The 24645-nt window shown below is 52.0% G+C and carries 25 protein-coding genes and 2 tRNA genes; all 27 read left to right on the forward strand.

Translation table 11 applies throughout. The features are described 5' to 3' along the window. Positions 1 to 114: 114 nt before the first annotated feature. Positions 115 to 372, forward strand: a complete 258-nt coding sequence (veg, locus tag QWV57_RS00235) for a biofilm formation stimulator Veg (protein WP_011229553.1) — start codon at positions 115 to 117, stop codon at positions 370 to 372. Positions 373 to 751: 379 nt separating this feature from the next. Further along, entirely contained in the window at positions 752 to 931 is a 180-nt protein-coding gene (locus QWV57_RS00240; protein ID WP_013143961.1) for a small, acid-soluble spore protein, alpha/beta type, read from the forward strand. Between the two features lie 222 nt (positions 932 to 1153). Then, positions 1154 to 2026 (forward strand): 4-(cytidine 5'-diphospho)-2-C-methyl-D-erythritol kinase, encoded by an 873-nt coding sequence (ispE, locus tag QWV57_RS00245; RefSeq protein WP_015373701.1) that lies wholly within the window; start codon positions 1154 to 1156, stop codon positions 2024 to 2026. Between the two features lie 55 nt (positions 2027 to 2081). Next, the gene (gene purR / locus QWV57_RS00250; RefSeq protein WP_015373702.1) at positions 2082 to 2903 is read left to right on the forward strand and encodes a pur operon repressor; all 822 of its coding nucleotides are present in this window, start codon (positions 2082 to 2084) and stop codon (positions 2901 to 2903) included. A 43-nt stretch (positions 2904 to 2946) separates the two neighbouring features. Continuing rightward, a complete protein-coding gene (locus tag QWV57_RS00255; RefSeq protein ID WP_011229557.1) occupies positions 2947 to 3321 on the forward strand; it encodes a RidA family protein in 375 nt (124 codons plus the stop codon). Between the two features lie 125 nt (positions 3322 to 3446). Then, positions 3447 to 3737: a septation regulator SpoVG gene (gene spoVG, locus QWV57_RS00260; RefSeq protein WP_003247437.1), complete on the forward strand. Its 291-nt coding sequence runs from the start codon at positions 3447 to 3449 to the stop codon at positions 3735 to 3737. Between the two features lie 132 nt (positions 3738 to 3869). Then, positions 3870 to 5246 carry a bifunctional UDP-N-acetylglucosamine diphosphorylase/glucosamine-1-phosphate N-acetyltransferase GlmU gene (gene glmU, locus QWV57_RS00265; RefSeq protein WP_011229558.1) on the forward strand — a complete coding sequence of 459 codons (1377 nt, stop codon included), beginning with the start codon at positions 3870 to 3872 and terminating at the stop codon, positions 5244 to 5246. 12 nt (positions 5247 to 5258) lie between these two features. Beyond that, positions 5259 to 6206, forward strand: coding sequence for a ribose-phosphate diphosphokinase (locus tag QWV57_RS00270; RefSeq protein ID WP_011229559.1), 948 nt, complete (start codon positions 5259 to 5261; stop codon positions 6204 to 6206). A 77-nt stretch (positions 6207 to 6283) separates the two neighbouring features. Further along, complete coding sequence (locus QWV57_RS00275) at positions 6284 to 6916, forward strand: 50S ribosomal protein L25/general stress protein Ctc (protein ID WP_011229560.1); 633 nt, start codon at positions 6284 to 6286, stop codon at positions 6914 to 6916. 60 nt (positions 6917 to 6976) lie between these two features. Continuing rightward, a complete protein-coding gene (gene pth, locus QWV57_RS00280) occupies positions 6977 to 7537 on the forward strand; it encodes an aminoacyl-tRNA hydrolase (RefSeq protein WP_011229561.1) in 561 nt (186 codons plus the stop codon). Positions 7538 to 7647: 110 nt separating this feature from the next. Next, positions 7648 to 7878: an anti-sigma-F factor Fin gene (fin, locus tag QWV57_RS00285; RefSeq protein ID WP_011229562.1), complete on the forward strand. Its 231-nt coding sequence runs from the start codon at positions 7648 to 7650 to the stop codon at positions 7876 to 7878. 89 nt (positions 7879 to 7967) lie between these two features. Beyond that, entirely contained in the window at positions 7968 to 11501 is a 3534-nt protein-coding gene (mfd, locus tag QWV57_RS00290) for a transcription-repair coupling factor (RefSeq protein ID WP_301100177.1), read from the forward strand. Positions 11502 to 11709: 208 nt separating this feature from the next. Then, on the forward strand, positions 11710 to 12246 hold the full coding sequence (spoVT, locus tag QWV57_RS00295; RefSeq protein ID WP_011229564.1) for a stage V sporulation protein T: 537 nt from the start codon (positions 11710 to 11712) through the stop codon (positions 12244 to 12246). Positions 12247 to 12521: 275 nt separating this feature from the next. Further along, entirely contained in the window at positions 12522 to 14072 is a 1551-nt protein-coding gene (locus QWV57_RS00300) for a putative polysaccharide biosynthesis protein (protein WP_015373705.1), read from the forward strand. 6 nt (positions 14073 to 14078) lie between these two features. Further along, positions 14079 to 15539 carry a bifunctional methyltransferase/pyrophosphohydrolase YabN gene (gene yabN / locus QWV57_RS00305; RefSeq protein WP_011229566.1) on the forward strand — a complete coding sequence of 487 codons (1461 nt, stop codon included), beginning with the start codon at positions 14079 to 14081 and terminating at the stop codon, positions 15537 to 15539. A gap of 13 nt (positions 15540 to 15552) precedes the next feature. Then, positions 15553 to 15834 carry an RNA-binding S4 domain-containing protein gene (locus tag QWV57_RS00310; protein ID WP_012820451.1) on the forward strand — a complete coding sequence of 94 codons (282 nt, stop codon included), beginning with the start codon at positions 15553 to 15555 and terminating at the stop codon, positions 15832 to 15834. A 122-nt stretch (positions 15835 to 15956) separates the two neighbouring features. Further along, positions 15957 to 16262: a sporulation protein YabP gene (gene yabP, locus QWV57_RS00315; RefSeq protein WP_012820452.1), complete on the forward strand. Its 306-nt coding sequence runs from the start codon at positions 15957 to 15959 to the stop codon at positions 16260 to 16262. After that, positions 16259 to 16891 carry a spore cortex biosynthesis protein YabQ gene (gene yabQ / locus QWV57_RS00320; protein ID WP_012820453.1) on the forward strand — a complete coding sequence of 211 codons (633 nt, stop codon included), beginning with the start codon at positions 16259 to 16261 and terminating at the stop codon, positions 16889 to 16891. The genes yabP and yabQ overlap by 4 nt, the downstream gene beginning before the upstream one ends. A gap of 16 nt (positions 16892 to 16907) precedes the next feature. Then, positions 16908 to 17279: an FtsB family cell division protein gene (locus QWV57_RS00325; protein WP_012820454.1), complete on the forward strand. Its 372-nt coding sequence runs from the start codon at positions 16908 to 16910 to the stop codon at positions 17277 to 17279. 118 nt (positions 17280 to 17397) lie between these two features. Next, positions 17398 to 17796, forward strand: coding sequence for a S1 domain-containing RNA-binding protein (locus QWV57_RS00330; RefSeq protein ID WP_011229571.1), 399 nt, complete (start codon positions 17398 to 17400; stop codon positions 17794 to 17796). A gap of 173 nt (positions 17797 to 17969) precedes the next feature. Then, positions 17970 to 18046: transfer RNA gene (locus tag QWV57_RS00335), tRNA-Met, on the forward strand. A gap of 12 nt (positions 18047 to 18058) precedes the next feature. Then, positions 18059 to 18130, forward strand: a tRNA-Glu gene (locus QWV57_RS00340). 197 nt (positions 18131 to 18327) lie between these two features. Then, on the forward strand, positions 18328 to 20808 hold the full coding sequence (gene spoIIE / locus QWV57_RS00345; RefSeq protein ID WP_012820456.1) for a stage II sporulation protein E: 2481 nt from the start codon (positions 18328 to 18330) through the stop codon (positions 20806 to 20808). Positions 20809 to 20873: 65 nt separating this feature from the next. Beyond that, positions 20874 to 21614, forward strand: coding sequence for a vWA domain-containing protein (locus tag QWV57_RS00350; protein WP_011229573.1), 741 nt, complete (start codon positions 20874 to 20876; stop codon positions 21612 to 21614). Further along, entirely contained in the window at positions 21577 to 22551 is a 975-nt protein-coding gene (gene prkT, locus QWV57_RS00355) for a serine/threonine protein kinase PrkT (protein ID WP_015373707.1), read from the forward strand. The genes QWV57_RS00350 and prkT overlap by 38 nt, the downstream gene beginning before the upstream one ends. A 67-nt stretch (positions 22552 to 22618) precedes the next feature. Then, complete coding sequence (gene tilS / locus QWV57_RS00360; protein WP_015373708.1) at positions 22619 to 24013, forward strand: tRNA lysidine(34) synthetase TilS; 1395 nt, start codon at positions 22619 to 22621, stop codon at positions 24011 to 24013. Positions 24014 to 24024: 11 nt separating this feature from the next. Next, positions 24025 to 24570 carry a hypoxanthine phosphoribosyltransferase gene (gene hpt, locus QWV57_RS00365; protein ID WP_012820458.1) on the forward strand — a complete coding sequence of 182 codons (546 nt, stop codon included), beginning with the start codon at positions 24025 to 24027 and terminating at the stop codon, positions 24568 to 24570. Positions 24571 to 24645: the final 75 nt, after the last annotated feature.

The following is a 24645-nucleotide window of genomic DNA, read 5'->3' on the forward strand; positions in this document are numbered from 1 at the left end:
GGATATTGTAGAAAAATATACATTGACAGAAATAAAAATGCCCTGATATAATTTTTATTTTTTGACTTTAGACATCATCTTTGTTATAATTACAAATAGTGAGGTGGATGATGAATGCCAAAGACTTTATCCGATATTAAAAAAACGCTGGATTCCAATATCGGGAAACGGTTGACGCTGCGGGCCAACGGCGGACGCAGAAAAATGATTGAGCGTTGTGGTATTTTGGCGGAAACATATCCATCCGTATTTGTCATTGAGCTGGATCAAAAAGAGAATTCGTTTGAACGCGTATCGTTCAGCTACGCCGACGTATTGACAGAGACGGTAAAGTTGACGTTTTGGGATGATGAGCAAGCAGGGGGGCAGTAGACAGATTTGTTTGCTGCTTTTTTGCTTTTTGTTTTTTGTTTTGTCATAAATAGGTGACGTGAACGACTCCCACTTCGCTTTGCTTGAAGCGGGAGTTTTCTTTCGGAACTATATAGGTTGTAATAAAGAATTTCCGACCTCCATGTCCCGTCTTTACTTTATCACCTAACAAGCTGGCACGGTGACAAGAAGAGCGAACAATGCCATGTAAAACAAAATTGCAACTTATATATGATAAAACCGCCCCCTTTATTTCATACTAAAACTGCCGCAGCCGCCTTTTGCCCGGCCAAATGCAAAGCCGGCTTGTTGATGCGCCGGCGGGTTGCCAAACGTTTCATGCCATAGCGCCAATGAACATGGAAAGGGGTTGCTGACATTGGGTCGACGCCGCGGGATTATGTCGCAACGCTTGAAAGAAGAGCTGGCGAAAGAGTTGGGCTTTTACGATGTCGTGCAACGTGAGGGGTGGGGCGCCATCCGCGCGAAAGACGCAGGAAACATGGTCAGATTGGCGATTGAACGGGCGGAGCGGCAGCTGGCCGGAACAACGGAATAGCGCCGGCAGCGGGGCGTGTTGCGGCGAGGGTGTCCCGCGAACGGGGCGCCCTTTTTTTGCATACATATATTGTTTGGCGTCGTCGCCAGAACATGGTAATATGATAAAATGGGTTGACGAAAGAAAGGCGGATGAGACGGGGCAAAGACGGCGGAGACGGAAAGCAGCCGATGGATGCCGATCCGCTTATTCATGATTGCGCGTGGAAGTAGGTGAGGATGAGTGAGGTTGTCGATAAAAGCGCCGGCGAAAATCAATTTGTCACTCGACGTTCTTTATAAGCGCCCGGATGGTTACCATGAAGTGAAAATGGTGATGACGACGATCGATTTGGCCGATCGCATTGAGCTTGTCGCGTTGCCGGAGGAAGATGCGATCCGCATCGTTTCGCAAAACCGCTTTGTGCCCGATGATTGCCGCAACTTGGCGTATCAGGCGGCGAAGCTTCTTAAAGAGACGTTTTCGATCCGCCAAGGGGTGGCCATTTCGATTACGAAGCATATTCCGGTGGCCGCCGGATTGGCGGGAGGAAGCAGCGATGCGGCGGCGACGCTGCGCGGGTTGAACAAGCTTTGGCAACTCGGATTGACGCTCGATGAACTGGCAGAGCTTGGGGCGAAAATCGGCTCGGATGTCGCTTTTTGCGTCTACGGCGGAACCGCCTTGGCGACGGGGCGCGGGGAAGTCATCACTCCGATCGCTTCACCGCCGCCGTGCTGGGTTGTGCTGGCCAAGCCCCCGATCGGTGTATCGACGGCGGAAGTGTACCGAAACTTGGAACTTGAGCGTGTCAGCCATCCGGACGTCGATGCGATGGTGAGAGCGATCGAGCGGCAAGATTATGCGGCGATCTGCCGGTTGGTCGGCAATGTTCTTGAGGAAGTGACGTTGAAAAAATATCCGGAAGTCGCGCATATTAAAGAACAAATGAAGCGGTTTGGCGCTGATGCGGTGCTGATGAGCGGCAGCGGGCCGACCGTGTTTGGACTGATCGAGCACGATTCCAGAATGCAGCGGGTATACAATGGGTTGCGCGGCTTTTGTGACCAAGTGTTTGCGGTGAGAATGTTAGGAGAACGACATTCTCTTGATTAAACACGTACATTTTTGTTAAAATATATTTATAATATTCGGTTTCAGGAGGTCGGCTATGAAGCTAAGGCGAAGCGGCCGTTTAGTTGATATGACGCATTATCTTCTTGAACGGCCACATCAGCTCATTCCGCTGACATTTTTTGCCGAGCGGTACGAATCGGCCAAATCGTCGATCAGCGAAGATTTGGCCATCATTAAGCAGACGTTCGAGCAGCAAGGAATCGGAACCGTTCGGACGCTGCCCGGCGCTGCCGGCGGCGTGCAATACATTCCAAAAATGGATGCTGAGGAAGCGGAAGAAGTGGTTGCGTATTTGTGTGAACAACTGTCGCGTCCGGATCGGCTTCTTCCCGGCGGATATTTGTATATGACCGACATTCTTGGCGATCCCCGCATTATGAACAAAATCGGCCGCCTTTATGCGTCGATGTTTGCCGACCGTCCGGTGGATGTCGTCATGACGATCGCCACCAATGGGATTCCGTTCGCGTATGCCATCGCCAACTTTTTGTATGTGCCCGTTGTCATCGTCCGCCATGACAATAAAGTGACAGAAGGACCGATGGTAAGCATCAATTACGTATCCGGCTCGTCCAAACGCATCCAAACGATGGTCCTATCGAAGCGCAGCTTAGCGGAAGGAGCCAATGTGCTCATCGTTGACGATTTTATGAAGGCGGGGGGTACAATCAACGGCATGATCAGTTTGCTTCAGGAGTTTAACGGCAATGTCTCCGGCATTGGCGTGCTCGTGGAGTCGGAAGAGGCAAAAGAGCGATTGGTCGATGAATACATTTCGCTCGTCAAACTGTCCGAGGTGGATGTAAAAGAAAAGAGGATCTCTGTTAAGGAAGGCAATTACAAAGCGTTTTTGTAGCAGCTTGCTGCTTGACATAAAAATCAAGAAAGGAGACTGGCTCATGAGAAAAGTAGAGACAACGAAGGCGCCGCAAGCGATCGGCCCGTATTCGCAAGGCATCATCGTCAACAACATGTTTTACAGCTCGGGGCAAATCCCGCTCACCCCAGAAGGGGAACTGGTGAAAGGCGACATTCAGGCGCAGACGCATCAAGTGTTCCAAAACTTGAAAGCCGTATTGGAAGCGGCCGGAGCTTCGCTCGATACAGTGGTGAAAACGACCGTATTTTTAAAAAATATGGATGATTTTGCGGCGATGAATGAAGTGTACAGCCAATACTTCCCGAACCATAAGCCGGCGCGCTCATGCGTGGAAGTAGCCCGGCTGCCGAAAGATGTCCTTGTCGAAATTGAAGTCGTTGCCCTCGTTCCGTAATGATTAGCCCCACTTTTTCCCTACATAAAAATTTATAAAAAATTTTTCGAAAAAAGAAGGAAATGACTCGAACACGTGGAATTCATTACATCGAGTCTCATATAGGGGAAAAGGTGGTGAGCAAAATGGAAGTGACAGACGTAAGATTACGCCGCGTCAATACCGAAGGACGGATGAAAGCGATCGCCTCCATTACGTTGGACAACGAGTTCGTCGTCCATGACATCCGCGTCATCGACGGAAACAATGGGCTGTTTGTCGCGATGCCGAGCAAGCGCACACCAGATGGGGAGTTCCGTGATATCGCTCATCCGATCAATTCCGCCACGCGCGGGAAAATCCAGGAGGCGATCCTCGCTGAATATCACCGCCTCGGGAAGTTGGAAGAAGAACTTGAAGAAGCTGGCGCTTCGTAAACATATGAAAGGGAGCTTAGGTGAAATTCACCAAGCTCTCTATTTTTTTGAAAGCCGTATTGTTTCCTTGAAAAGTGCCACTGATTCATATATATTCAATTATGGATAAAAGGGTAATTGGAGGCCTTTCACATGAAACGATATGCGGTCATTTTGGCGGCCGGACAAGGGACGAGGATGAAATCGAAGCGGTATAAAGTGCTTCATCCCATTTGCGGCAAGCCAATGGTTCAGCACGTCATCGACCAAGTGTCAAAGCTTGGGGTGGAAAAAGCGATTGCGGTAGTGGGATTTGGAGCGGAACAAGTGAAAGAACAGCTCGGCTCCCAGTGTGAATATGCCCTGCAGGAGGAGCAACTCGGGACGGCGCATGCAGTCATGCAGGCGGCTCCGCATTTGCGCGGTCTTGAAGGAGTGACGATTGTCGTCTGTGGGGATACGCCGCTCATCACCGCTGAGACGATGGAGATGCTCATCGAGCATCATATGGCCGCCAAGGCGAAGGCGACCGTGTTGACGGCCATCGCTGATGATCCGTCCGGATATGGCCGCATTGTCCGCAACGAGGCTGGCCATGTCGAGAAAATTGTCGAACATAAAGATGCGAGCGAGCAAGAGCGGAACATCCGCGAGATTAACACAGGAACGTACTGTTTTGACAATGAGACACTGTTTCAAGCGCTTACAAAGGTGACGAATCAAAACGCTCAAGGCGAATATTATTTAACGGATGTGATTGAAATTATCAAAGCGGACGGCGGCGTTGTATCCGCCTATCAGGCGCCGTCGTTTGAAGAAACGATCGGTGTAAACGACCGCATCGCTCTCGCTGAAGCGGAGCGGATCATGCGTGCTCGCATTTGCCGTCAACATATGAAAAACGGAGTCACGATCATCGATCCGGCTTCCACTTATATTTCCGCCGAGGCGGTGATCGGGCGTGACACAGTCATTTACCCCGGCACGGTGATTGAAGGCGAGACAGTGATCGGTGAGGATTGCGTCATTGGGCCCAATTCGGAAATTAAAAATTGCTATATCGGCCATCGCACATCGATTCGCCATTCGGTCGCCCATGACAGCGAGATTGGTTCGGATGTGACGATCGGCCCGTTCGCCCATATTCGTCCGCTGTCAAAAATCGACGATGAGGTGCGGATCGGCAATTTCGTCGAGGTGAAAAAATCGACGTTTGGCAAAGGAAGCAAGGCGTCGCACTTGAGTTATATCGGCGATGCTGAAGTCGGCGCCGATGTCAATCTTGGCTGCGGGTCGATTACGGTCAACTACGACGGCGTGAATAAGCATATGACCAAAATCGAAGACGGGGCGTTTATCGGTTGCAACGTCAATTTGATCGCCCCTGTTACGGTCGGTCAAGGCGCTTACGTCGCCGCGGGATCGACGATTACAGACGACGTTCCCGGCCGCGCACTTGCCATTGCCCGCGCCCGGCAAGTCAATAAAGAACATTATGTTGATCGCCTGCCAGGCAAGAAAAAATCTTAGCGGAGGTCTATCATGTCTGACTGTCAGCATCAATTAAAATTGTTCGCTCTGAACTCGAACATGAAGTTGGCGAAGGAAATTGCAGAAGTCATGGGAATCGAGCTCGGCAAATGTTCCGTTTCCCGTTTCAGCGACGGGGAAATTCAAATCAACATTGAAGAAAGCATCCGCGGCGACGATGTGTTCGTCATTCAATCGACGAGCGTGCCGGTCAATGAGCATTTGATGGAGCTGCTTATCATGATCGACGCGTTAAAGCGCGCCTCGGCCCGCACGATCAATATCGTGATGCCGTATTACGGCTATGCCCGTCAAGACCGGAAAGCGCGTTCGCGCGAACCGATTACAGCGAAGCTGGTCGCCAACTTGCTCGAGACGGCCGGGGCGTCGCGCGTCATCACGCTTGATTTGCATGCCCCTCAAATTCAAGGATTTTTCGATATTCCAATCGATCATTTGATGGGTGTGCCCATTTTGGCGGATTATTTCAAAAGCAAACAATTGGAGGATATTGTCGTCGTCTCTCCGGACCATGGCGGTGTCACAAGGGCGCGCAAGCTCGCTGACCGTTTGAAAGCACCGATCGCCATTATTGATAAGCGCCGGCCGAAGCCGAACGTGGCGGAAGTGATGAACATTGTCGGGCAAGTGGCGGGGAAAACGGCTATTTTGATTGATGACATTATCGATACGGCCGGCACGATTACCCTTGCAGCCAACGCCCTCGCCGAGAATGGGGCGAAAGAAGTGTATGCATGTTGCACCCATCCGGTGCTGTCCGGTCCGGCGATTGAGCGCATCCAAAATTCCAGAATCAAGGAGCTTGTCGTCACCAATTCAATTGCCTTGCCAGAAGAGAAAAAAATTGATAAAATTGTAGAGCTGTCGGTGGCGCCGCTCATTGCCGAGGCCATTAGCCGCGTGTATGAAATGAAGTCTGTCAGCGTCCTGTTCGACTAACGCAGGAAAACATGTTTAGCCCTTCTTGTTTTAGGATAAAGTAGACAATAGATTCTAATTCAGGAAGGTGAGGAAACATGGCGATTGTGTTGGAAGCGAAGGAACGCGCAGACAAAAAACGTTCAACATTGCACCGCATTCGTTCACAAGGCGGCATTCCAGCGATTTTGTACGGCAAAAAAGTCGAAAACAAAATGATTTTCGTCAGCACTGCAGAGCTGGAGAAAGCGCTTCGTGAAGGCGGGCGCACAAGCTTGCTGACGCTGAAAGTCGGCGGTGAGGAACATTCCGTGTTGTTGCGCGAACTGCAGCGCGACCCGTTGCGCGGTCATCTTCTTCACGCTGATTTTCAAGCGGTTGACATGTCAACGGAGGTCGATATTGATGTGGAAGTCCGCTTGGTGGGTGAAGCGCCTGGCGTGAAAGACGGCGGTGTGCTGCAGCAAAACTTGCATGAGCTGTCGATCCGCGTCTTGCCGGCGAACATCCCGCCAGTGATTGAAGTGGACATTTCCGGCCTGCAAGTGGGCGATACCGTCACCGTGGGCGATGTGAAAACGGACGGCAAATTTGAAATCAATCATGAACCTTCCGAGGTGATCGCCACGATCTTGCCGCCGCAACAAGAGGAAGAAATCGATAGCGGCGAACAGCAAGAGGCAGGACAGCCTGACGCTGCGGAAGGAAGAGAAACGACGCCAGAAGAGTGACAGACGTAACCGTTTCGGTTACGTCTTTTGTAGTATCATGCAAAGAGAGGAGCGCGAGGATTGAAGCTGTTTGTCGGGCTCGGCAATCCGGGCAAGGAGTATGAGCAAACAAGGCACAATGTCGGCTTTTTCGTCATCGACGAACTGGCGAAGCGCTGGAATGTATCGTTAAAAACCGCTAAATTTCGCGGCTTGTTTGGAACGGCGTCCGTTTCTGGCGAAAAAGTAGCATTATGCAAGCCGTTGACATATATGAATTTATCAGGAGAATGTGTTCGCCCACTTATGGATTACTACGACATTGCCATCGATGATGTCATCGTCATTTACGATGACCTCGATCTCCCGCCAGGGAAAATCCGCCTTCGCTTAAAAGGGAGTTCCGGCGGCCATAACGGCGTCAAATCGCTCATTCACCACCTTGGCACCGAGCAGTTTAAGCGCATCCGCATCGGCATCGGCCGGCCGGCCGGCGGTCAGCCGGTCACGGACTACGTGCTAGGCCGATTTACAGAAGAGGAGAAACCGGCGGTGGACAAAGCGGTGCTGCGGGCGGCCGATGCGTGTGAACAGGCGGTGAAGGCGCCATTTATTCAAGTGATGAATGATTTTAACGAGTGAATATTTTCCTCTGAACTGGTGCACAATGTGAGTACGGGAGGCGGCCGAAGCGTCGGCTTTTCCTGCCTTGTGGACGGAACAGCAGGTGCCCAGTGAGGAGGTTGGCTTGAATGGCGCTACATTACTATTGCCGCCATTGCGGTGCAAAAGTCGGAACGATTGAGCAAATGCCGATATACAGCGAGAAACTGGGATTCCACCACTTAACGGAAGAGGAACGGCTCGAGATGATTTCGTATGAACCGAACGGTGACATTCATGTGAAAACGATTTGCGAAGACTGTCAAGAGGCGTTGGCGCGAAACCCGGAATGGCATCAATACGAAAAATTCATCCATTAAGGGCGGCTTTGGGCGACCAAAGCGTTTTTGCGTTTGCGAAAGAATAGTGAGACGGAAAGAAACTGGCGTTGAGAGGAGGGAGAATAGGGGTGCTTTCGTTGCATCGCTATTTAGCTGAAAACCAAGATGTCCGTACGATCATTGAAGGGCTCCATGTCCGTTTGAAGGAACAGCTTGTCGCCGGGCTGTCCGGATCGGCCCGGTCTGTTTTTATTTCCACGCTTTACAAGGAGACAGGCCGGCCGCTGTTAGTCGTGTCTCACAATTTGTTTCAGGCGCAAAAAATGTATGACGATCTCGTTTCGTTGCTCGGGCCGGAAGACGTGTTCCTTTATTCAGTGAACGAAGTGATCGCCGCTGAGATGGCGGTCGCCAGCCCGGAGCTGAAGGCACAGCGCTTAGAGATTATGAACCATTGGGTGCAAGGCGGAAAAGGAGTCGTCGTCTGCCCGGTCGCCGGCTTGCGGCGTTTGTTGCCGCCGCCGTCGCTTTGGAAGCAGTATTTGTTCACCTTCTCCGTTGGACAAGAGTTCGATGTAGAACGTTGTAAACAGAAGTTTGTGCAAATGGGGTACAAACGGGTCGGCACCGTTTCCGCCCCCGGAGAGTTCAGCGTCCGCGGCGGCATCATCGACATTTATCCATTGACCGCTGAGCTTCCGTACCGCATCGAGCTGTTTGATACGGAAATCGAATCGATTCGGACGTTCACTCCTGACGACCAACGTTCGCAAGGGCAAATCGAGCGCATCATGATCGGGCCGGCCGATGAAATCATTCTCGATGGCGAGACGCGGCGCCGAGGAATCGAGCGGATTGAAGCGGGGCTTGCGTCGAGTTTGGAGACGATGAAAGATGAGGCCGCCAAACAGCGGATGTATGAACATATTCACGCTGAGCTTGAGCAATTGCGCGAGGGGCAGGAAATCGAGCAACAATATAAATATATGTCCCTTTTTTATGAAAAGGTTGCGAGTTTGCTAGATTACCTGCCAGAAGACGGCGTGCTGCTCATGGATGAAATGAGCCGGCTGCAAGAGGCGGCGGAACGGTTGGACCGCGAAGAGGCGGAATGGTATACGAGTTTGCTTGACGGCGGGAAAATGATTCATGGCGTGCCGCTTTCGCATTCGTTTTCTGAATTATTGCAAAAACATCGATTCCAGCGGGTATACTTATCGTTGCTTTTGCGCCATGTTCCGTATGCCCACCCACAAAACGTCGTCAATATTACGTGCAAACAGATGCAAAACTTCCATGGGCAAATGGCGCTTCTTCAATCCGAAGTCGAGCGATGGACAAAGGCAAACTATGCGGTCGTGTTTTTGGCGCCAAATGCCGACCGGGTGAAAAAGCTGCAATCATTGCTTCAAGATTATGAGATTGACGCGCTGCCGCTCGCGCGCGATGCGGCTTTGCTGCATGGCAAATGCCAGCTCCTTGAAGGAGATTTAAATACCGGGTTTGAATTGCCGTTGCAAAAAATTGCCGTCATCACAGAAGAAGAGCTGTTCAAAAAACGGGTCAAACGCCCGGTGCGCCGGCAAAAGCTGTCCAACGCCGAGCGGATCAAAAGCTACGCCGAATTGCAAGTCGGCGACTACGTCGTCCATGTCAACCATGGCATCGGGAAATATTTAGGCATCGAGACGTTAGAAATCAACGGGGTGCATAAAGACTATATTCATATCCAGTACCAAGGCGGCGATACGCTGTATGTTCCGGTCGACCAAATCGATCAAGTGCAAAAATACGTCGGCTCGGAAGGAAAAGAGCCAAAAATTTACAAACTCGGCGGTTCGGAATGGAAAAAGGTCAAAAGGAAAGTGGAATCATCCGTCCAGGATATTGCTGAAGATTTAATCAAGCTGTACGCCGAGCGTGAGGCAAGCAAAGGATATGCGTTTTCGCCGGACACCGAGATGCAGCGCGAATTTGAAGCGGCGTTTCCGTATCAAGAGACGGAAGATCAGCTTCGGTCGATTGAGGAAATTAAGCGTGATATGGAGAGCGACAAACCGATGGACCGCCTCCTTTGCGGCGATGTCGGCTACGGGAAGACGGAAGTGGCGTTGCGGGCGGCGTTTAAAGCCATTATGGACGGCAAACAAGTGGCCTTTCTTGTGCCGACGACGATCCTAGCCCAACAGCATTACGAAACGGTGCGCGAACGGTTTCAAGGGTTTCCGATCAAGGTTGGTCTGTTAAACCGATTTCGCACGAAAAAACAGCAAGCCGAGACAATCAAAGGGTTGAAGGACGGCACGATCGATATGGTCATCGGCACGCATCGGCTGCTGTCGAAAGACGTGAAGTTTAAAGATTTAGGCTTGCTCATTATCGACGAGGAGCAACGGTTTGGCGTGGCGCATAAAGAAAAAATCAAGCAGCTGAAGGCGAACATCGACGTGCTCACCTTAACGGCGACGCCGATTCCGCGTACGTTGCATATGTCGATGATCGGCGTGCGCGATTTGTCGATCATCGAGACGCCGCCTGAAAACCGATTCCCGGTGCAAACGTATGTCATGGAATATACGCCCGAACTCGTCAAAGAGGCGATTGAACGTGAGCTCGCCCGCGACGGGCAGGTGTTTTTCCTTTACAACCATATTGAAGACATCGATTTGAAAGCGGAAGAAATCGCACAGCTTGTCCCGGAAGCGCGCGTCACTTACGTGCATGGCCGCATGTCGGAAACGGAGCTCGAATCGACCATTTTGGCGTTTTTGGAAGGGCAATACGATGTGCTGGTGACGACGACGATCATTGAAACGGGCATCGATATTCCGAATGTCAACACGCTCATCGTCTATGACGCCGACCGGATGGGATTGTCGCAGCTGTACCAGCTGCGCGGGCGCGTCGGCCGCTCCAACCGCGTCGCTTATGCGTATTTCACCTATCGGAAAGATAAAGTGCTCAATGAAGCGGCAGAAAAGCGGCTGCAAGCCATTAAAGAGTTTACCGAGCTCGGCTCTGGTTTTAAAATTGCCATGCGCGATTTGTCGATCCGCGGCGCGGGCAACATTCTCGGCGCCGAACAGCATGGCTTTATCGACTCGGTCGGATTCGATTTGTATTCGCAAATGTTGAAAGAAGCGATCGAGAAACGGCGCGGCATCAAGCGAGAAGACGAGCAGCCGGATGTCGTCATCGATGTCGAAGTCGACGCCTATATTCCGAGCACATACATTGCAGACGAATTGCAAAAGATCGAGATGTACAAGCGATTTAAGGCAGTGGAGACGCTCGAAGACATTGAGGAGCTGCGTGAGGAAATGGTCGACCGCTTCGGCGATTATCCAGATGAAGTTGCGTATTTGTTCCAAATTGCGGAGTTGAAGGTGTTGGCCAAGCAGCTTGGCGTCGAATCGATGAAGCAACATAAGCAGCAAATTGACATCTTGTTTACTGAACCGGCATCGAAAACGGTGGAAATCCAGCGTCTATCTGACATTGGACGCCGGCATGGCCGCTTATTCGGGTTTGGCATGGACGGAGCGAAGTTGAAAATTGTGCTCTATATCAAGGAAATGAAGCCGCACGAGTGGCTGATGATTTTAGAAGAGACGCTGCGGCGGCTGTCTGGGGTGGAAAAAGAGAAGTCGGTGACGGCATAATCAAGAAAAAGTTTTATGATGTTTATCGTTTCCTGCATGTGGCGATAATGAAGGATGGGCAATTTTATCTAAAATGGCCAAAATCACTTTCATCACGTATAGAACGTGGATTGTGAAGGATACTAATGACAACAATGGTGAATTCCCCATTGCAAGGGTTCATCGGAGTATCCTTCAAATCCTAGATGAAAGTGAGGGTATACAAGGCATGAAAGCAACCGGTATTGTTCGTCGCATTGATGATTTAGGGAGAGTTGTTATTCCGAAGGAAATTCGCAGAACGTTGCGCATTCGCGAAGGAGATCCGCTCGAAATATTTGTTGACCGCGATGGAGAAGTCATTTTGAAAAAATATTCGCCGATCAGTGAATTAGGCGACTTTGCCAAAGAGTACGCCGAAGCGCTGTTTGACAGCCTCGGCCAGCCTGTGCTCATTTGCGACCGCGATGTATACATCGCTGTCGCCGGCGTTTCGAAAAAAGAGTATATGAACAAAAGCGTCAGCCCGTTGGTGGAAAAAGCCATGGAAGACCGCAATTCCATCCTCCATACGGAGGAAGGGGAAGTCGAGCTCGTTGACGGGATGACGGAAACGTTGAAATCGTATACGATCGGCCCGATTGTCGCCAACGGCGATCCGATCGGAGCCGTCATCATTTTATCGCGGGAGAAAACGCTTGGTGAAGTGGAGCATAAAGCAGTAGAAACAGCCGCCAGCTTTTTGGCTCGACAAATGGAACAATAGGCGAAACAACAAGGCAGCTTCACAGGCTGCCTTTTTTTCCGCCCGGCAAATGGGGGCGAGATGCCTTGAATCCCGGAATCGCTTCCACATCCTGCTTTTTTCGTCCGCCTGGCTTGCGGAACAGCGCATGAAGCCGTGCGAGTTGACCATCACCTTTGTCCAACAGGCGGAAGTTGCGCTATAATATCGAGCGTAGCCATCATGGCGCTTGGCGGCTTCTATTGCCCTCCGGCGTCTAGGTTTGAGTGGGTTGTCTATGCGAGGGGAGAAACTGGATGGGAAACGTATGGAAAGGGGCGGCGATCTTAACGGCCGCCGCTTTGGCCGCAAAACTATTAAGCGCTTTGTACCGTGTTCCGTATCAAAATATGGTCGGGGACATTGGTTTTTATATTTACCAACAAGTATACCCGATTTATGGCATCGTCGTCGCACTCTCGCTGACCGGCTACCCGGTTGCCGTCTCGAAGCTTGTCGCCGAGCGGTTGGCGGGACAGGATGAAGCGGGCGCTGCCGCTAGTGTGCGCGTCGCCTTGTTGGTGTTAAGCGTCCTTGGCGTCATCCTGTTTGCTTCGCTGTATCTAGGGGCGGGGGTGATTGCCTCGGCGATGGGCGATGGACGGCTTACGCCGCTCGTGCGCTTGCTTTCATTTTCGTTTTTGCTGTTTCCGCCCATCGCGTTGTTGCGTGGCTATTTCCAAGGGCGGCATGATATGACGCCGACGGCGGCGTCCCAAGTTGGCGAGCAATTCGTGCGGGTGGCGGCGATTTTAGGGCTGTCGTATGGAGCGGTGCAGCGCGGCGCCGACGTCTATGCTTGCGGCATGGCAGCGGTCGCAGGGACGCTAATAGGCATGGCGGCGGCGCTTTTCATTTTGCTTTTCTTCCTGTCCCGGCGTCGGCGCCTAAAAACGTCGGGCCGCACGCCGCCAGCTTGGGATCGACAGGTGGGCCGGCGTTTATTGACGGCGGGGACGGTCATTTGCTTGACGAATATGGCGTTGACGCTGATTCCACTCGTCGATTCATTTTTATTCGTTCCGCTTCTACAGGAAGCGGGGGCAAGGCTCGATGAGGTGCAGCGGCTAAAAGGAGTGTACGACCGCGGTCAGCCGCTCATTCAGCTCGGCACGGTCGTCGGCACGTCGTTTTCATTGGCGCTTGTTCCACTTCTTTCCGGAGCGCGCCGCCAAGGTGCCGTTTTCGCCTATGGAGCGCTGTCCATCCGGCTTGCCGTTGTCATTGGGCTTGGTGCTTCGTTAGGGCTCATTTGCCTCATTCGACCGATCAATGCGATGTTGTTCGAGAATGACTACGGTTCGTCGGTTCTCGCCGTCTTGTCCTCCTCTGTCTTTTTTACTACGATCGCGTTGACCGCCTCTGCATTATTGCAAGGAATGGGGAGGGAATGGACGGCCGCTGCCGGCGTGGCGTTGGCAGTGGCGGGGAAGGCCGCGCTTATGCATTGGCTTGCTCCGCGGTTTGGAGCGCTTGGCGCCGCCGCGGCGACGACGGGTGCTTATGCGCTCATGGCAGGCTTTTTATGCGCCTTTTTGCCGCGTGAATATCGGACGGCGGGCCGGAAATACATGTACCCAACCGTGAAAGCGGCCGCTATGATGGCCGTCGTCTTGCATGGGTATAGGTGGCTGATGGACAGCTCGAGCGAGGGGCGGCTATGGGCGGCTGCCGAGGCGCTTGGCGGCGTTGCCATCGGTGCTGTCGTTTACCTTGCGTGTATTGTGAAAGGACATGTTTTTTCTGAACAGGAGTTGGCAGCTTTCCCATTGGCTAATAAATTCCGTCTACGATTAGGAGGCAGGTGATCGGCGATGAATACGATTTATGTGTTCGGCCTCGGCGCCGGAGATGTAAAACAGCTGCCGATCGGTGTGTACCGAAAGCTAAAGCGGGCGCATCCGCTCTTTTTGCGGACGAAAGAACACCCGGTGGTCAAATGGCTTACGGAGGAAGGGATTGCGTTTACGTCATTTGATGAAGTGTATGAAAAACACGAGCAGTTTGCTGATGTGTACGCTGACATCGTCGATCAATTGACGGAACAGGCGAAGCGCGGCGATGTGTTTTACGCTGTTCCCGGCCATCCGCTTGTTGCCGAGCGGACGGTGCAGCTTCTTTTCGAAGCTGAGCGGCGCGGCGTCTGCCGAATCGTGATCGAAGGTGGTCAAAGCTTTTTGGATGCGCTGTTTACGGCGGTGCGCATCGATCCAATTGAAGGGTTTCAATTGCTTGATGCGACGACTTTTCGAGGAGAAGAATGGTCGCCTTCACTGCATGCTGTTTTTTGTCAAGTGTACGATTCGTTTGTGGCCTCGAACGTGAAGCTTTCTTTGATGGAGCAGCTTCCCGACGATTACCCGATCTACATTGTCACCGCGGCAGGCACGAAGGACGAGCAAGTAAAGCGCGTGCCGCTTTATGAGTTGGACCGCGAGACGGAGCTTGACAACTTGACAAGCGTCTACGTGCCGCCGGTGAAGGACGAGCCGTTGCTTTACCACCGGTTTGAGACGCTGCGCCGCGTCATCGCCACGCTGAGAGGGCCGAACGGCTGTCCATGGGATCGGAAGCAGACGCATGCGTCGCTGAAGCGCTATTTGCTTGAGGAGGCGTATGAGCTGCTCGAGGCGATTGACGAGGGTGACGATGATCATATGGTCGAGGAGCTCGGCGACGTATTGCTGCAAGTGATGCTCCATGCGCAAATCGGCGCCGACCGAGGGTTGTTTTCGATCGACGACGTCATCCGCACGCTGACGGCGAAAATGATCCGACGCCACCCGCATGTGTTTGGCGATGTCACGGCCGAGACGGCCGAACAAGTCGTTGCCAACTGGGAGAAGATCAAGGAGAAAGAAAAAGGAGGCGGGCTTTCGGAATCGATTCTTGCCGACATTCCGAAAAGTCTGCCGGGGACGATGCGGGCGTACGAGCTGCAGAAACGAGCGGCGAAAGTCGGGTTTGACTGGGATGATGCCGCGCCGATATGGCAAAAAGTCGAAGAAGAAATGGCCGAGTTTCGAGCCGAAACGTCCGGCGGCCGTCGCGATCGGCTTGTCGGCGAGTTTGGCGATCTATTGTTCGCGCTCATCAACCTTGCCCGTTATTACGGGATTCAACCGGAAGAAGCGTTGCAAATGGCCAACGACAAATTTGCCCGCCGTTTCGCTTATATCGAGGAACAAGTGCGAAAAAGCGGCCGATCGATCACCTCGTTTTCGCTTGCCGAACTCGATCGTTTTTGGGAAGAAGCCAAAGAAAACGAACGGTAAGGGGGATCATGCAATGCGCCTTGATAAATTTTTAAAAGTGTCCCGCCTCATCAAACGCCGCACGTTGGCGAAGGAAATCGCCGATCAAGGGAGAGTGTGGATCAACGGCCATGTCGCCAAAGCGAGCTCTGATGTGAAAGTCGGCGATGAATTGACGATTCAATTTGGGCAAAAGCGGGTAACGGTAAAAGTGACGGATCTAAAAGAAACAACGAAAAAAGAGGAGGCAACCGGGCTGTACGAATTGATCCGCGAAGAACGGACCACCCCGGCGCCGGAACAAGACGACGTCTAATTTGTCCTGCAGGCTTGTTCTAAACCATCCCCCGCTGACATACATATGGTACAAACAACGGATGAGAAAAGGCGGTTGGCCTTGCCGGCTTTCTATACTAAATGGAAATGCGGGGGATGAACATGAGTCGACACGATGAATTTGGCGGAAGCACGAACAAAGGTCCGGTCCAGGAACATGATGTGATCATGCGCGGCCGGCGCCTTCTTGACATCACCGGGGTGAAACAAGTCGAGAGCTTTGACAACGAGGAGTTTTTGCTTGAGACGGTCATGGGCTTTTTGGCCATCCGCGGGCAAAACTTGCAGATGAAAAACTTAGATGTCGACAAAGGCGTTGTTTCGATTAAAGGGCGCATTTTCGACCTCGTTTATTTAGATGACCATCAGGAGAAGGCTAAAGGATTCTTTAGCAAGTTGTTCAAATGAATGTCAGCATACAGCTGTACACCATGCTGGCGATGATTGGCATGGGCGGCTGGCTTGGCCTGGCGTGGGATACGTACAGCCGGATGTTGAAACGGCATGAGCGGGCGCACTGGCTCGTCTTTGTGAATGACGTGCTGTTTTGGGCGGTGCAGGCGCTCATCGTGTTTTATGTGCTTCTTTTCGTCAATGAAGGCGAGCTTCGCTTTTATTTGTTTCTCGCGCTTTTATGCGGATATGCCGCTTATCAAAGCTTGCTCCGCTCCTTTTATGTTCGGGTGCTCGAGTGGTTCATTGGGCTTGCGGTAAGACTCGGACAGACGCTCGTTCAGCTGTTCCGCCTCATGGTCATGCGCCCGCTCATCCTCCTTGGGCAAATGGCGCTGGCACTTCTATTGTTCGCTTGGCGGCTTTTGTTGTGGATCGTTCGGTTTGTGCTGCTGGCTGTTTGGAAGATGATCCGCCTTTTGCTTGCTCCGCTGCGTTGGACGGGCATCATGATTTGGCGGCGGGTGCCGCCGCAAAGACGAGCCGGGGTGGAAAAATTTTTTCGACGTTTAAAAGGATTTGCTGGACAAATCAAGAATACAAAAGAGAAAATAAGCATGTGGTTTGCGAAATGGCGCGAGTAAAAGAGGTGTAAACGCGATGAACGTGCCCCGGAGAACGAATGTGACGAAGCTGTCGTCGACGTACATAGCTGAGCATGAGGAGAAAAAGCAGAAGGCGGCGAGAAGACGGCGGGCTGTCGCTGTCCGTTTGGTTGTCTGGTCGTTGTTGTTTGCGATGTTCGCCTCCGCTCTTGTCTACACCTTGCACTCGCAAGCGAAGGCGATCGATGCAAAAACGGCGGAACAGCAAAAGCTGAAAGAGCAGCTTGCGGAGCTTAAACGGAAGGAAAAGCAACTGAAAGAGGAAATGAAAAAGTTGCATGATGATGACTATATCGCCGAGCTGGCGCGGAAAAAATATTACTTATCGAAAGATGGAGAAATTATTTTCGTCTTGCCGGAAAAATAATTTTGCCTGCGAATGCCCGTTTTCTATGGGCATTCGTCATATTGACACGCATTTTTTTCATTCGCTATAATAAAAAAAACACCATCTTTAAAGCGTTTTAAGGAGGAGCACTTTTTTTATGTCGATTGAAGTAGGCAGCAAGTTACAAGGCAAGGTCACGGGCATTACGAAATTTGGGGCGTTTGTGGAGCTGCCGGAGGGGGTCACAGGACTCGTTCACATTAGCGAGGTAGCCGATAACTATGTCAAAGACATCAACGATCATCTGAAAGTCGGCGATATGGTGTATGTCAAAGTCATCAACGTCGGTCAAGATGGAAAAATTGGCCTGTCCATTCGCAAAGCAAAAGACACGCCTTCTTCGCAGCGGCCGCGCCATCGGACAAACGACCGCTCCGCGGCGGACAGCTTAGAACAAAAAATCAGCCGATTCTTAAAAGAGAGTGAAGACCGATTGGCATCGTTGCGCCGTCATACGGAGTCGAAGCGGGGAGGTCGTGGAGCGAGACGAGGGTAACTTGCTGCTGAAAGATTGTTTGAAGGATGACAAATTAGGAAACAAGCATCCGTCGCTATGGATGCTTTTTTGTTTCTGTATGGAATAAGAGGATATATTTCCCCTCTGCATTTTCCGCCTATATGTATTGACAATCGTCATCTCCTCCGTTATGATATAAACTGTTGTCACACGGCGGTGTAGCTCAGCTGGCTAGAGCGTACGGTTCATACCCGTGAGGTCGGGGGTTCGATCCCCTCCACCGCCACCAACAATCAAACATGGCCCGTTGGTCAAGTGGTTAAGACACCGCCCTTTCACGGCGGTAACACGGGTTCGAATCCCGTACGGGTCATCGCAAACGAGCATGCGCCATCAAGCGACATGCTCGTTTTTCTTTTTTGTCTCTTTCTGTCGGAACAAGCCTGTTGACCGCGTTTTGCCGTGGAAAACGTCGAACGATTTTTTATTTTTCTCTGTGGTTTTGACAAATTTCTGACAATTCAAGCTATATAATAGGGGGTAATAGAAAGGTAAAGGAGAGGATCGGGAATGGAAAGAGTAGAAAGAGGGACGGTGCGCCGCAGCATTTCGGAAGTGCCGATTCATGACACGCAAGCAACGGTGTCGCGCTGGATGCGCCATGTGAAGCTGCGCCTTGGTCATCTGTTCATCCATCAAGGCTTTTTGCTTCTTCTTGTCGGCTTTTTGCTTGGACGAGCGTTGATTTTATCGAAGCTGACCCCGTTCGCTTTGCCATTTTTCGTTTCGGTCTATATGCTGCGCCGCGACAAGGCCGCTTTTGCGTTGATCTCGCTGTTGGCCGGTGCTTTGACGCTGTCGCTTGATGTGGCGCTGTTTGTCGGCATTTCCATTTTTGGCTTTCTCTTTATTTACGGATGGGTGCGGAGGGTGATCAGTGAGTCACTGAAAATCGTTCCATTTGTTGTGTTTGTGCTGTCTCTTTCCGCCAAATGGCTGATCTCCTATTATTGGCTCGGAGAGCGATCGGTCTACGGCGCCGCCATGGCGGTCGTCGAAGCCGGGCTGTCGCTTGTATTGACCTTGATTTTTATGCAAAGCATCCCGTTGTTGACAGTGCAGAAGCATAAACATGCGTTGCGAGCGGAAGAGATCATTTCGTTGATCATTTTGCTCGCCTCGATGTTGACCGGGATGATCGGTTGGGCTGTGTACGGTTTGTCGCTTGAGCATGTGATGTCGCGCTACCTCGTTTTGTTGTTCGCGTTTGTCGCCGGGGCGGCGACCGGCTCCACCGTCGGCGTTGTCACCGGGCTTGTACTGAGCTTGGCAAATGTCGGCAACTTGTCGGAAATGAGTTTGCTTGCTTTCGCCGGGCTGCTTGGCGGGTTGCTGAGGGAAGGGAAAAAACTTGGGGTGGCGTTCGGCCTCCTCGTCGCGACGTTGTTGCTTGGTTTATACGGCGAAGGGAAGAGTGAGCTTGTGCCGACGTTGCTTGAATCCGGCATCGCAATTATGCTGTTTTTTGGTACATCCCGTTCACTGACGGAGAAAATCGCCAAATACATTCCCGGCACGGCAGAATATATCAATGAGCAACAACAATACGTCCGGAAAATCCGCGATATGACGGTGCAACGCGTCTCGCAGTTTTCCAACGTCTTTCAGGCGCTGGCGGAAAGCTTTTCGCCCGAACCGCTTCCGGATGCCAATGAATACAGCGACCGTGAAGTCGACTATTTTTTGAGCGACATCACGGAAAAAACGTGCCAAACGTGCTTTAAGAAGACGCAATGCTGGGCGGACAACTTTCGTACAACCTATGCGTACATGAAGCAAATGATGGGCGAGGCGGACGAAAAAACATTGTCGCAAAACCATCAGTTGCTGCGCGAGTGGGAGCGGTATTGCGTCAAGGCCGGCAAAGTCGTCGACGCGATTGAAAAAGAGATGGTTGCTTATCAAGCAAACCGCAAGCTCAAACGGCAAATCCACGAAAGCCGGAAGCTTGTCGCTGAACAGCTGTTGGGCGTTTCGCAAGTGATGGACGATTTCGCCAAAGAAATGCAGAAAGAACAGGAAAACCATTATTTGCAGGAAGAACAAATTTACCATGCGCTGCAAGAGTTTGGCATCGAAGTGGGCCATGTCGACATTTACAGTTTGGAAAAAGGAAATATCGATATTGAAATGAGCATTCCTTACTGCGAAGGGCGGGGTGAGTGCGAAAAACTGATCGCGCCGATGCTGTCAGATATTTTAGGAGAGACGATCGTCGTCAAGCGCGAAGAGTGCGCCGCCTACCCGAACGGCTACTGCCGCGTCGCCTTCGGCTCGACGAAAGCGTTCGTCGTCGAAACGGGCGTCGCGTTTGCCGCCAAAGGAGGGGGGTTCATTTCTGGCGACAGTTATGCAACGATTGAACTTGCTACCGGCAAGTACGCCGTTGCCATCAGCGATGGCATGGGCAATGGGGAGCGGGCGCATGACGAAAGCCGCGAGACGCTGCGCCTGTTGCAAAAGATTTTGCAGACGGGAATGGACGAGTCGATTGCCATCAAATCGATCAATTCGATTTTGGCATTGCGGACGACAGAAGACATGTATGCGACGCTCGATTTGGCCATCATCGACTTGCAAAACGCGGCGACGAAGTTTTTGAAAATCGGATCGACGCCAAGCTTTATTAAGCGCGGTGACAAGGTGATGAAAGTGGAAGCGAGCAACTTGCCGATGGGCATCATTAAAGAAGTGGAATTTGACGTTGTCACCGAGCAGCTGAAATCGGGCGACTTGCTCATTATGATGAGCGATGGTGTGTTTGAAGGGCCGATGAACGTCGAAAACCATGATGTTTGGATGAAGCGGAAAATTCAAGAATTAAAGACGAACGACCCGCAGGAAGTCGCCGATTTGATCATGGAAGAAGTGATTCGCCAATGCGGCGGCGAGATTGAAGACGATATGACCGTCGTTGTCGCCAAAGTTCGGCACAATACGCCGAAATGGGCGACGATTCCGGCATACATGTATATGAAAAAGGCGCAATAGCTAGCGTATAAAAACGTTCCCCTGCGGCGATGATGGTAATACATTCGCCAAGGAGGGGAACGAACGTGCGAAAGGGAACGTTGCGGCAAATTTTGCTCATTACCGATGGCTGCTCCAACCATGGTGAGGACCCAGCCGCCATGGCGGCGCTAGCCCGTGAGCAAGGCATTACGGTGAACGTGATCGGCATCTTGGATCAAGGTGCGATGGATGAAAACGGACGGCGGGAAATTGAAGCGATCGCCGCGGCTGGCGGCGGGATGAGCCAAGTCGTGTACGCGAAACAGCTGTCGCAAACCGTGCAAATGGTGACGCGCCAAGCGATGACTCAGACGTTGCAAGGGCTCGTCAATCGCGAGTTGAAACAAATCTTTGGTTCTGACGTTTCGCTTGAGGACTTGCCGCCGGACAAGCGCGGCCAAGTGATGGAAGTCGTCGATGAACTCGGGGAAACGGTTGCCCTTGATGTGCTCATTTTGATCGATACGAGCGGGAGCATGAAAACAAAACTGCCGACCGTCAAAGAGGCGCTCATCGATTTATCGCTCAGCTTAAATGCGCGCATGGGCGAAAACCGCTTTTCGGTGTTCATCTTCCCGGGAAAACGGGCGCACGCCGAAAAAATGATCGACTGGACGCCAAGGATTGAAGAGTTGTCCACCATCTTTCCGAAATTGGCGTCGGGCGGGCTGACGCCGACCGGACCGGCGCTGCGTGAGGCAATCGCCTATTTTGAGCGTAAACGGTCGTTAAGGAGCTGGATCGGCGATGGCGATGAGCCATACATCGAAGAATCGTCTTTGTAATTTGCCGCCTGGTACGGTCATCACTGGGAAATGGCATGGCCGTTCCTACCGGCTGCTGCGGCGGCTTGGCAGCGGGGCGAACGGCGTCGTCTATTTGGCGGAGAACGGCCGGACTCGCGTCGCCGTCAAGTTGAGCGATGACTATGCGTCATTGGCATCGGAAATGAATATATTGCGCCGTTTTGCTAAGGTCCAGGGAGCCGCCCTCGGGCCTTCTTTGCTGGAAGCCGATGACTGGCAAAGCCCGTTTGCGCGGGAGACGATCCCGTTTTATGTGATGGAGTATATTGAAGGGGAGAATTTCGCTGCTTTCATCCGCCGCCGTGGAAAAGAATGGGCGCCCGTGCTCATGATGCAGCTGTTGTCGGTGCTTGATCGGCTTCATCAAGAAGGATGGGTATTTGGGGATTTAAAGCCGGATAATTTGATCGTTACCGGGTCGCCGCCGTCGGTTCGGTTGCTTGATGTGGGCGGGACGACGCTGCAAGGAAGGGCGGTAAAAGAGTTTACTGAGCTGTATGACCGCGGCTATTGGGGGCTTGGATCGCGCAAAGCGGAGCCATCTTACGACTTGTTTGCGGCGGCGATGGTGATGATTTCTTCTTGCTGCCCGGGGCCGATTGAGAAAAAGGGTGACGGTCGGGCGCAGCTGTTGTCCATCATCGAAACGGACCGCTTTTTAACCCGATACAAGGAGGTGCTGCAAAAGGCGCTTGACGGCCGATATCGAAAGGCGGCCGATATGCGTCGCGACTTATTGGCCGCCTCTTCCCGCCATACATCGGCGGAAAACGAAAGAAAGGCAGTGCCAAGCCGTCGGTCGGGGCGGCAGGTGAAACGGCGCCGCCAAGCGAGAGGGATTGTCGAAACGGTGGTCATCGCCGCCGCATTGCTGGGCGCCTATGCCTTTTATATATATTGGCAGCTGGCGATGTAATTGTTTTGAGAAAACAGGGCGGACGTGTTACGATGAAGCTGAACGAAACGCAAAGAGGTTGGCTCGGATGATCGACAAAGTGCGCGCCTTTATCCACAGGCATCAACTGCTTTCAGAAGGAGCGGCCGTCATCGTTGGTGTCTCCGGAGGCCCGGATTCGCTTGCGTTGCTGCACGTTTTTTTGTCGCTGCGCGACGAATGGAAGCTTCAGGTCATAGCGGCCCATGTTGACCATATGTTTCGTGGGCGGGAGTCAGAAGAAGAGATGGAGTTTGTGAAACGTTTTTGCGTGGAGCGCCGTATTTTATGTGAGACTGCGCAAATCGACGTCCCGGCCTTTCAGCGCAGCGCAGGTCTCGGCGCCCAAGAGGCGGCGCGGATCTGCCGCTACCGCTTTTTTGCCGAACTAATGGAAAAGCATCAAGCGGGGTACGTCGCCGTAGGCCATCATGGCGACGATCAAGTCGAGACGATTTTAATGCGGCTTGTGCGCGGCAGCACAAGCAAAGGATACGCTGGTATCCCCGTCAAACGGCCGTTTCACGGCGGCTATCTCATCCGTCCGTTTTTGGCTGTCAGCCGGGCGGAGATTGAAGCGTATTGCCGGCAGATGGAGCTGTCTCCACGCCGCGATCCGAGCAATGAAAAAGACGATTATACGCGCAACCGGTTCCGCCATCATATTGTCCCGTTGCTGCGGCAGGAAAATCCGCGCCTGCACGAGCGGTTTCAGCAATACAGCGAAATGATGGCGGAAGATGAGCAATTTTTGGAGGAATTAGCCGCGGACGCGCTGAATAAAGTAATGGAAAAACAACATCGCGATGCGGCGCTTTCCATCGGACCATTTTTGGCGCTGCCGCGACCGCTGCAGCGCCGGGTGCTGCAGCTGTTGCTTCTCCGTCTTTATGACGGCGTTCCGCCGACATTGACTTCCGTACATATCGGCCATATACTGATGCTTTGTGAGCGCGGCCGCCCTTCCGGAATGATCGATTTGCCAAAAGGGCTCAAAGTGATTCGCTCGTACGACCGCTGTTTGTTTACGTTTGACGCAGAAAGCGGCGAGAAAGGCTATTGGTTTGAACTGCCGGTTCCGGCGCTATTGCCCCTCCCAAACGGCTATGCAATCATCAGTGAATTTGGGGAACACTATCCAAGAAAGCAGGCCGGGAATGATTGGTTCGTCGTGGATCCTGCTTCCGTCTCCTTGCCGCTTCGCGTGCGGACGCGTCGGCGCGGCGACCGGATGGTGCTCAAGGGGACGGGAGGCACAAAAAAATTGAAAGAAATTTTCATTGAAGCAAAAATTCCGCGGATGGAAAGGGATCGCTGGCCGATTGTCGAAGATGCCGACGGTCGCATCCTTTGGGTGCCTGGCTTGAAAAAATCGGCTTTCGAAGCGCAAAACCTTGGGCAAGCTCGCTATATTTTGCTGCAATATCAGGCGATGAACAGCTAGGAGGAAAAAAGATGGGGATGAAAGACGATATTCAAAAAGTGTTGATCACGGAAGAGGAAATTCAGGCAAAAGTCAAAGAACTCGGCGGTTTGTTAACGAAAGAATATGAAGGCCGTTTTCCGCTCGCTGTCGGCGTTCTCAAAGGGGCGATGCCGTTTATGGCCGACTTGCTCAAACATATTGATACATATTTAGAAATGGATTTTATGGACGTATCAAGCTATGGCAATGCGACCGTTTCATCCGGCGAAGTGAAAATCGTCAAAGACTTGAACACATCCGTCGAAGGACGGGATATTTTGATCATTGAGGATATTATTGACAGCGGGCTGACGCTCAGCTATTTGGTCGACTTGTTTCGCTACCGGAAGGCGAATTCGATCAAAATCGTCACGCTTCTTGACAAGCCGTCTGGACGGAAGGCGGACATTCAAGCCGATTACACCGGATTTACCGTCCCCGATGAATTCGTCGTCGGCTATGGGCTCGATTACGCGGAAAAATACCGCAACCTCCCGTTTATCGGCGTCTTAAAGCCGGAAGTGTACCAAAAGTAGAACGGTTGCTGGGCGACGGCCGAATTGTTTGTATTGAAACAAATTTCTATGATAGTATTGAGTATAGTGTGTTTC

Source organism: Geobacillus zalihae (assembly GCF_030414215.1).
Taxonomy (GTDB): domain Bacteria; phylum Bacillota; class Bacilli; order Bacillales; family Anoxybacillaceae; genus Geobacillus; species Geobacillus zalihae.

Excerpts from the sequence above, each read along its gene's own strand:
- spoVG (WP_003247437.1), top strand. The coding sequence starts at position 3,447 with ATGGAAGTGACAGACGTAAGATTACGCCGCGTCAATACCGAAGGACGG.
- spoIIE (WP_012820456.1), top strand. The coding sequence starts at position 18,328 with ATGGAAAGAGTAGAAAGAGGGACGGTGCGCCGCAGCATTTCGGAAGTG.
- spoVT (WP_011229564.1), top strand. The coding sequence starts at position 11,710 with ATGAAAGCAACCGGTATTGTTCGTCGCATTGATGATTTAGGGAGAGTT.
- QWV57_RS00330 (WP_011229571.1), top strand. The coding sequence starts at position 17,398 with ATGTCGATTGAAGTAGGCAGCAAGTTACAAGGCAAGGTCACGGGCATT.
- QWV57_RS00270 (WP_011229559.1), top strand. The coding sequence starts at position 5,259 with ATGTCTGACTGTCAGCATCAATTAAAATTGTTCGCTCTGAACTCGAAC.
- prkT (WP_015373707.1), top strand. The coding sequence starts at position 21,577 with ATGGCGATGAGCCATACATCGAAGAATCGTCTTTGTAATTTGCCGCCT.
- fin (WP_011229562.1), top strand. The coding sequence starts at position 7,648 with ATGGCGCTACATTACTATTGCCGCCATTGCGGTGCAAAAGTCGGAACG.
- purR (WP_015373702.1), top strand. The coding sequence starts at position 2,082 with ATGAAGCTAAGGCGAAGCGGCCGTTTAGTTGATATGACGCATTATCTT.
- tilS (WP_015373708.1), top strand. The coding sequence starts at position 22,619 with ATGATCGACAAAGTGCGCGCCTTTATCCACAGGCATCAACTGCTTTCA.
- QWV57_RS00310 (WP_012820451.1), top strand. The coding sequence starts at position 15,553 with ATGCGCCTTGATAAATTTTTAAAAGTGTCCCGCCTCATCAAACGCCGC.
- QWV57_RS00300 (WP_015373705.1), top strand. The coding sequence starts at position 12,522 with ATGGGAAACGTATGGAAAGGGGCGGCGATCTTAACGGCCGCCGCTTTG.
- yabN (WP_011229566.1), top strand. The coding sequence starts at position 14,079 with ATGAATACGATTTATGTGTTCGGCCTCGGCGCCGGAGATGTAAAACAG.
- glmU (WP_011229558.1), top strand. The coding sequence starts at position 3,870 with ATGAAACGATATGCGGTCATTTTGGCGGCCGGACAAGGGACGAGGATG.
- QWV57_RS00275 (WP_011229560.1), top strand. The coding sequence starts at position 6,284 with ATGGCGATTGTGTTGGAAGCGAAGGAACGCGCAGACAAAAAACGTTCA.
- veg (WP_011229553.1), top strand. The coding sequence starts at position 115 with ATGCCAAAGACTTTATCCGATATTAAAAAAACGCTGGATTCCAATATC.
- yabQ (WP_012820453.1), top strand. The coding sequence starts at position 16,259 with ATGAATGTCAGCATACAGCTGTACACCATGCTGGCGATGATTGGCATG.
- QWV57_RS00255 (WP_011229557.1), top strand. The coding sequence starts at position 2,947 with ATGAGAAAAGTAGAGACAACGAAGGCGCCGCAAGCGATCGGCCCGTAT.
- QWV57_RS00325 (WP_012820454.1), top strand. The coding sequence starts at position 16,908 with ATGAACGTGCCCCGGAGAACGAATGTGACGAAGCTGTCGTCGACGTAC.
- hpt (WP_012820458.1), top strand. The coding sequence starts at position 24,025 with ATGGGGATGAAAGACGATATTCAAAAAGTGTTGATCACGGAAGAGGAA.
- yabP (WP_012820452.1), top strand. The coding sequence starts at position 15,957 with ATGAGTCGACACGATGAATTTGGCGGAAGCACGAACAAAGGTCCGGTC.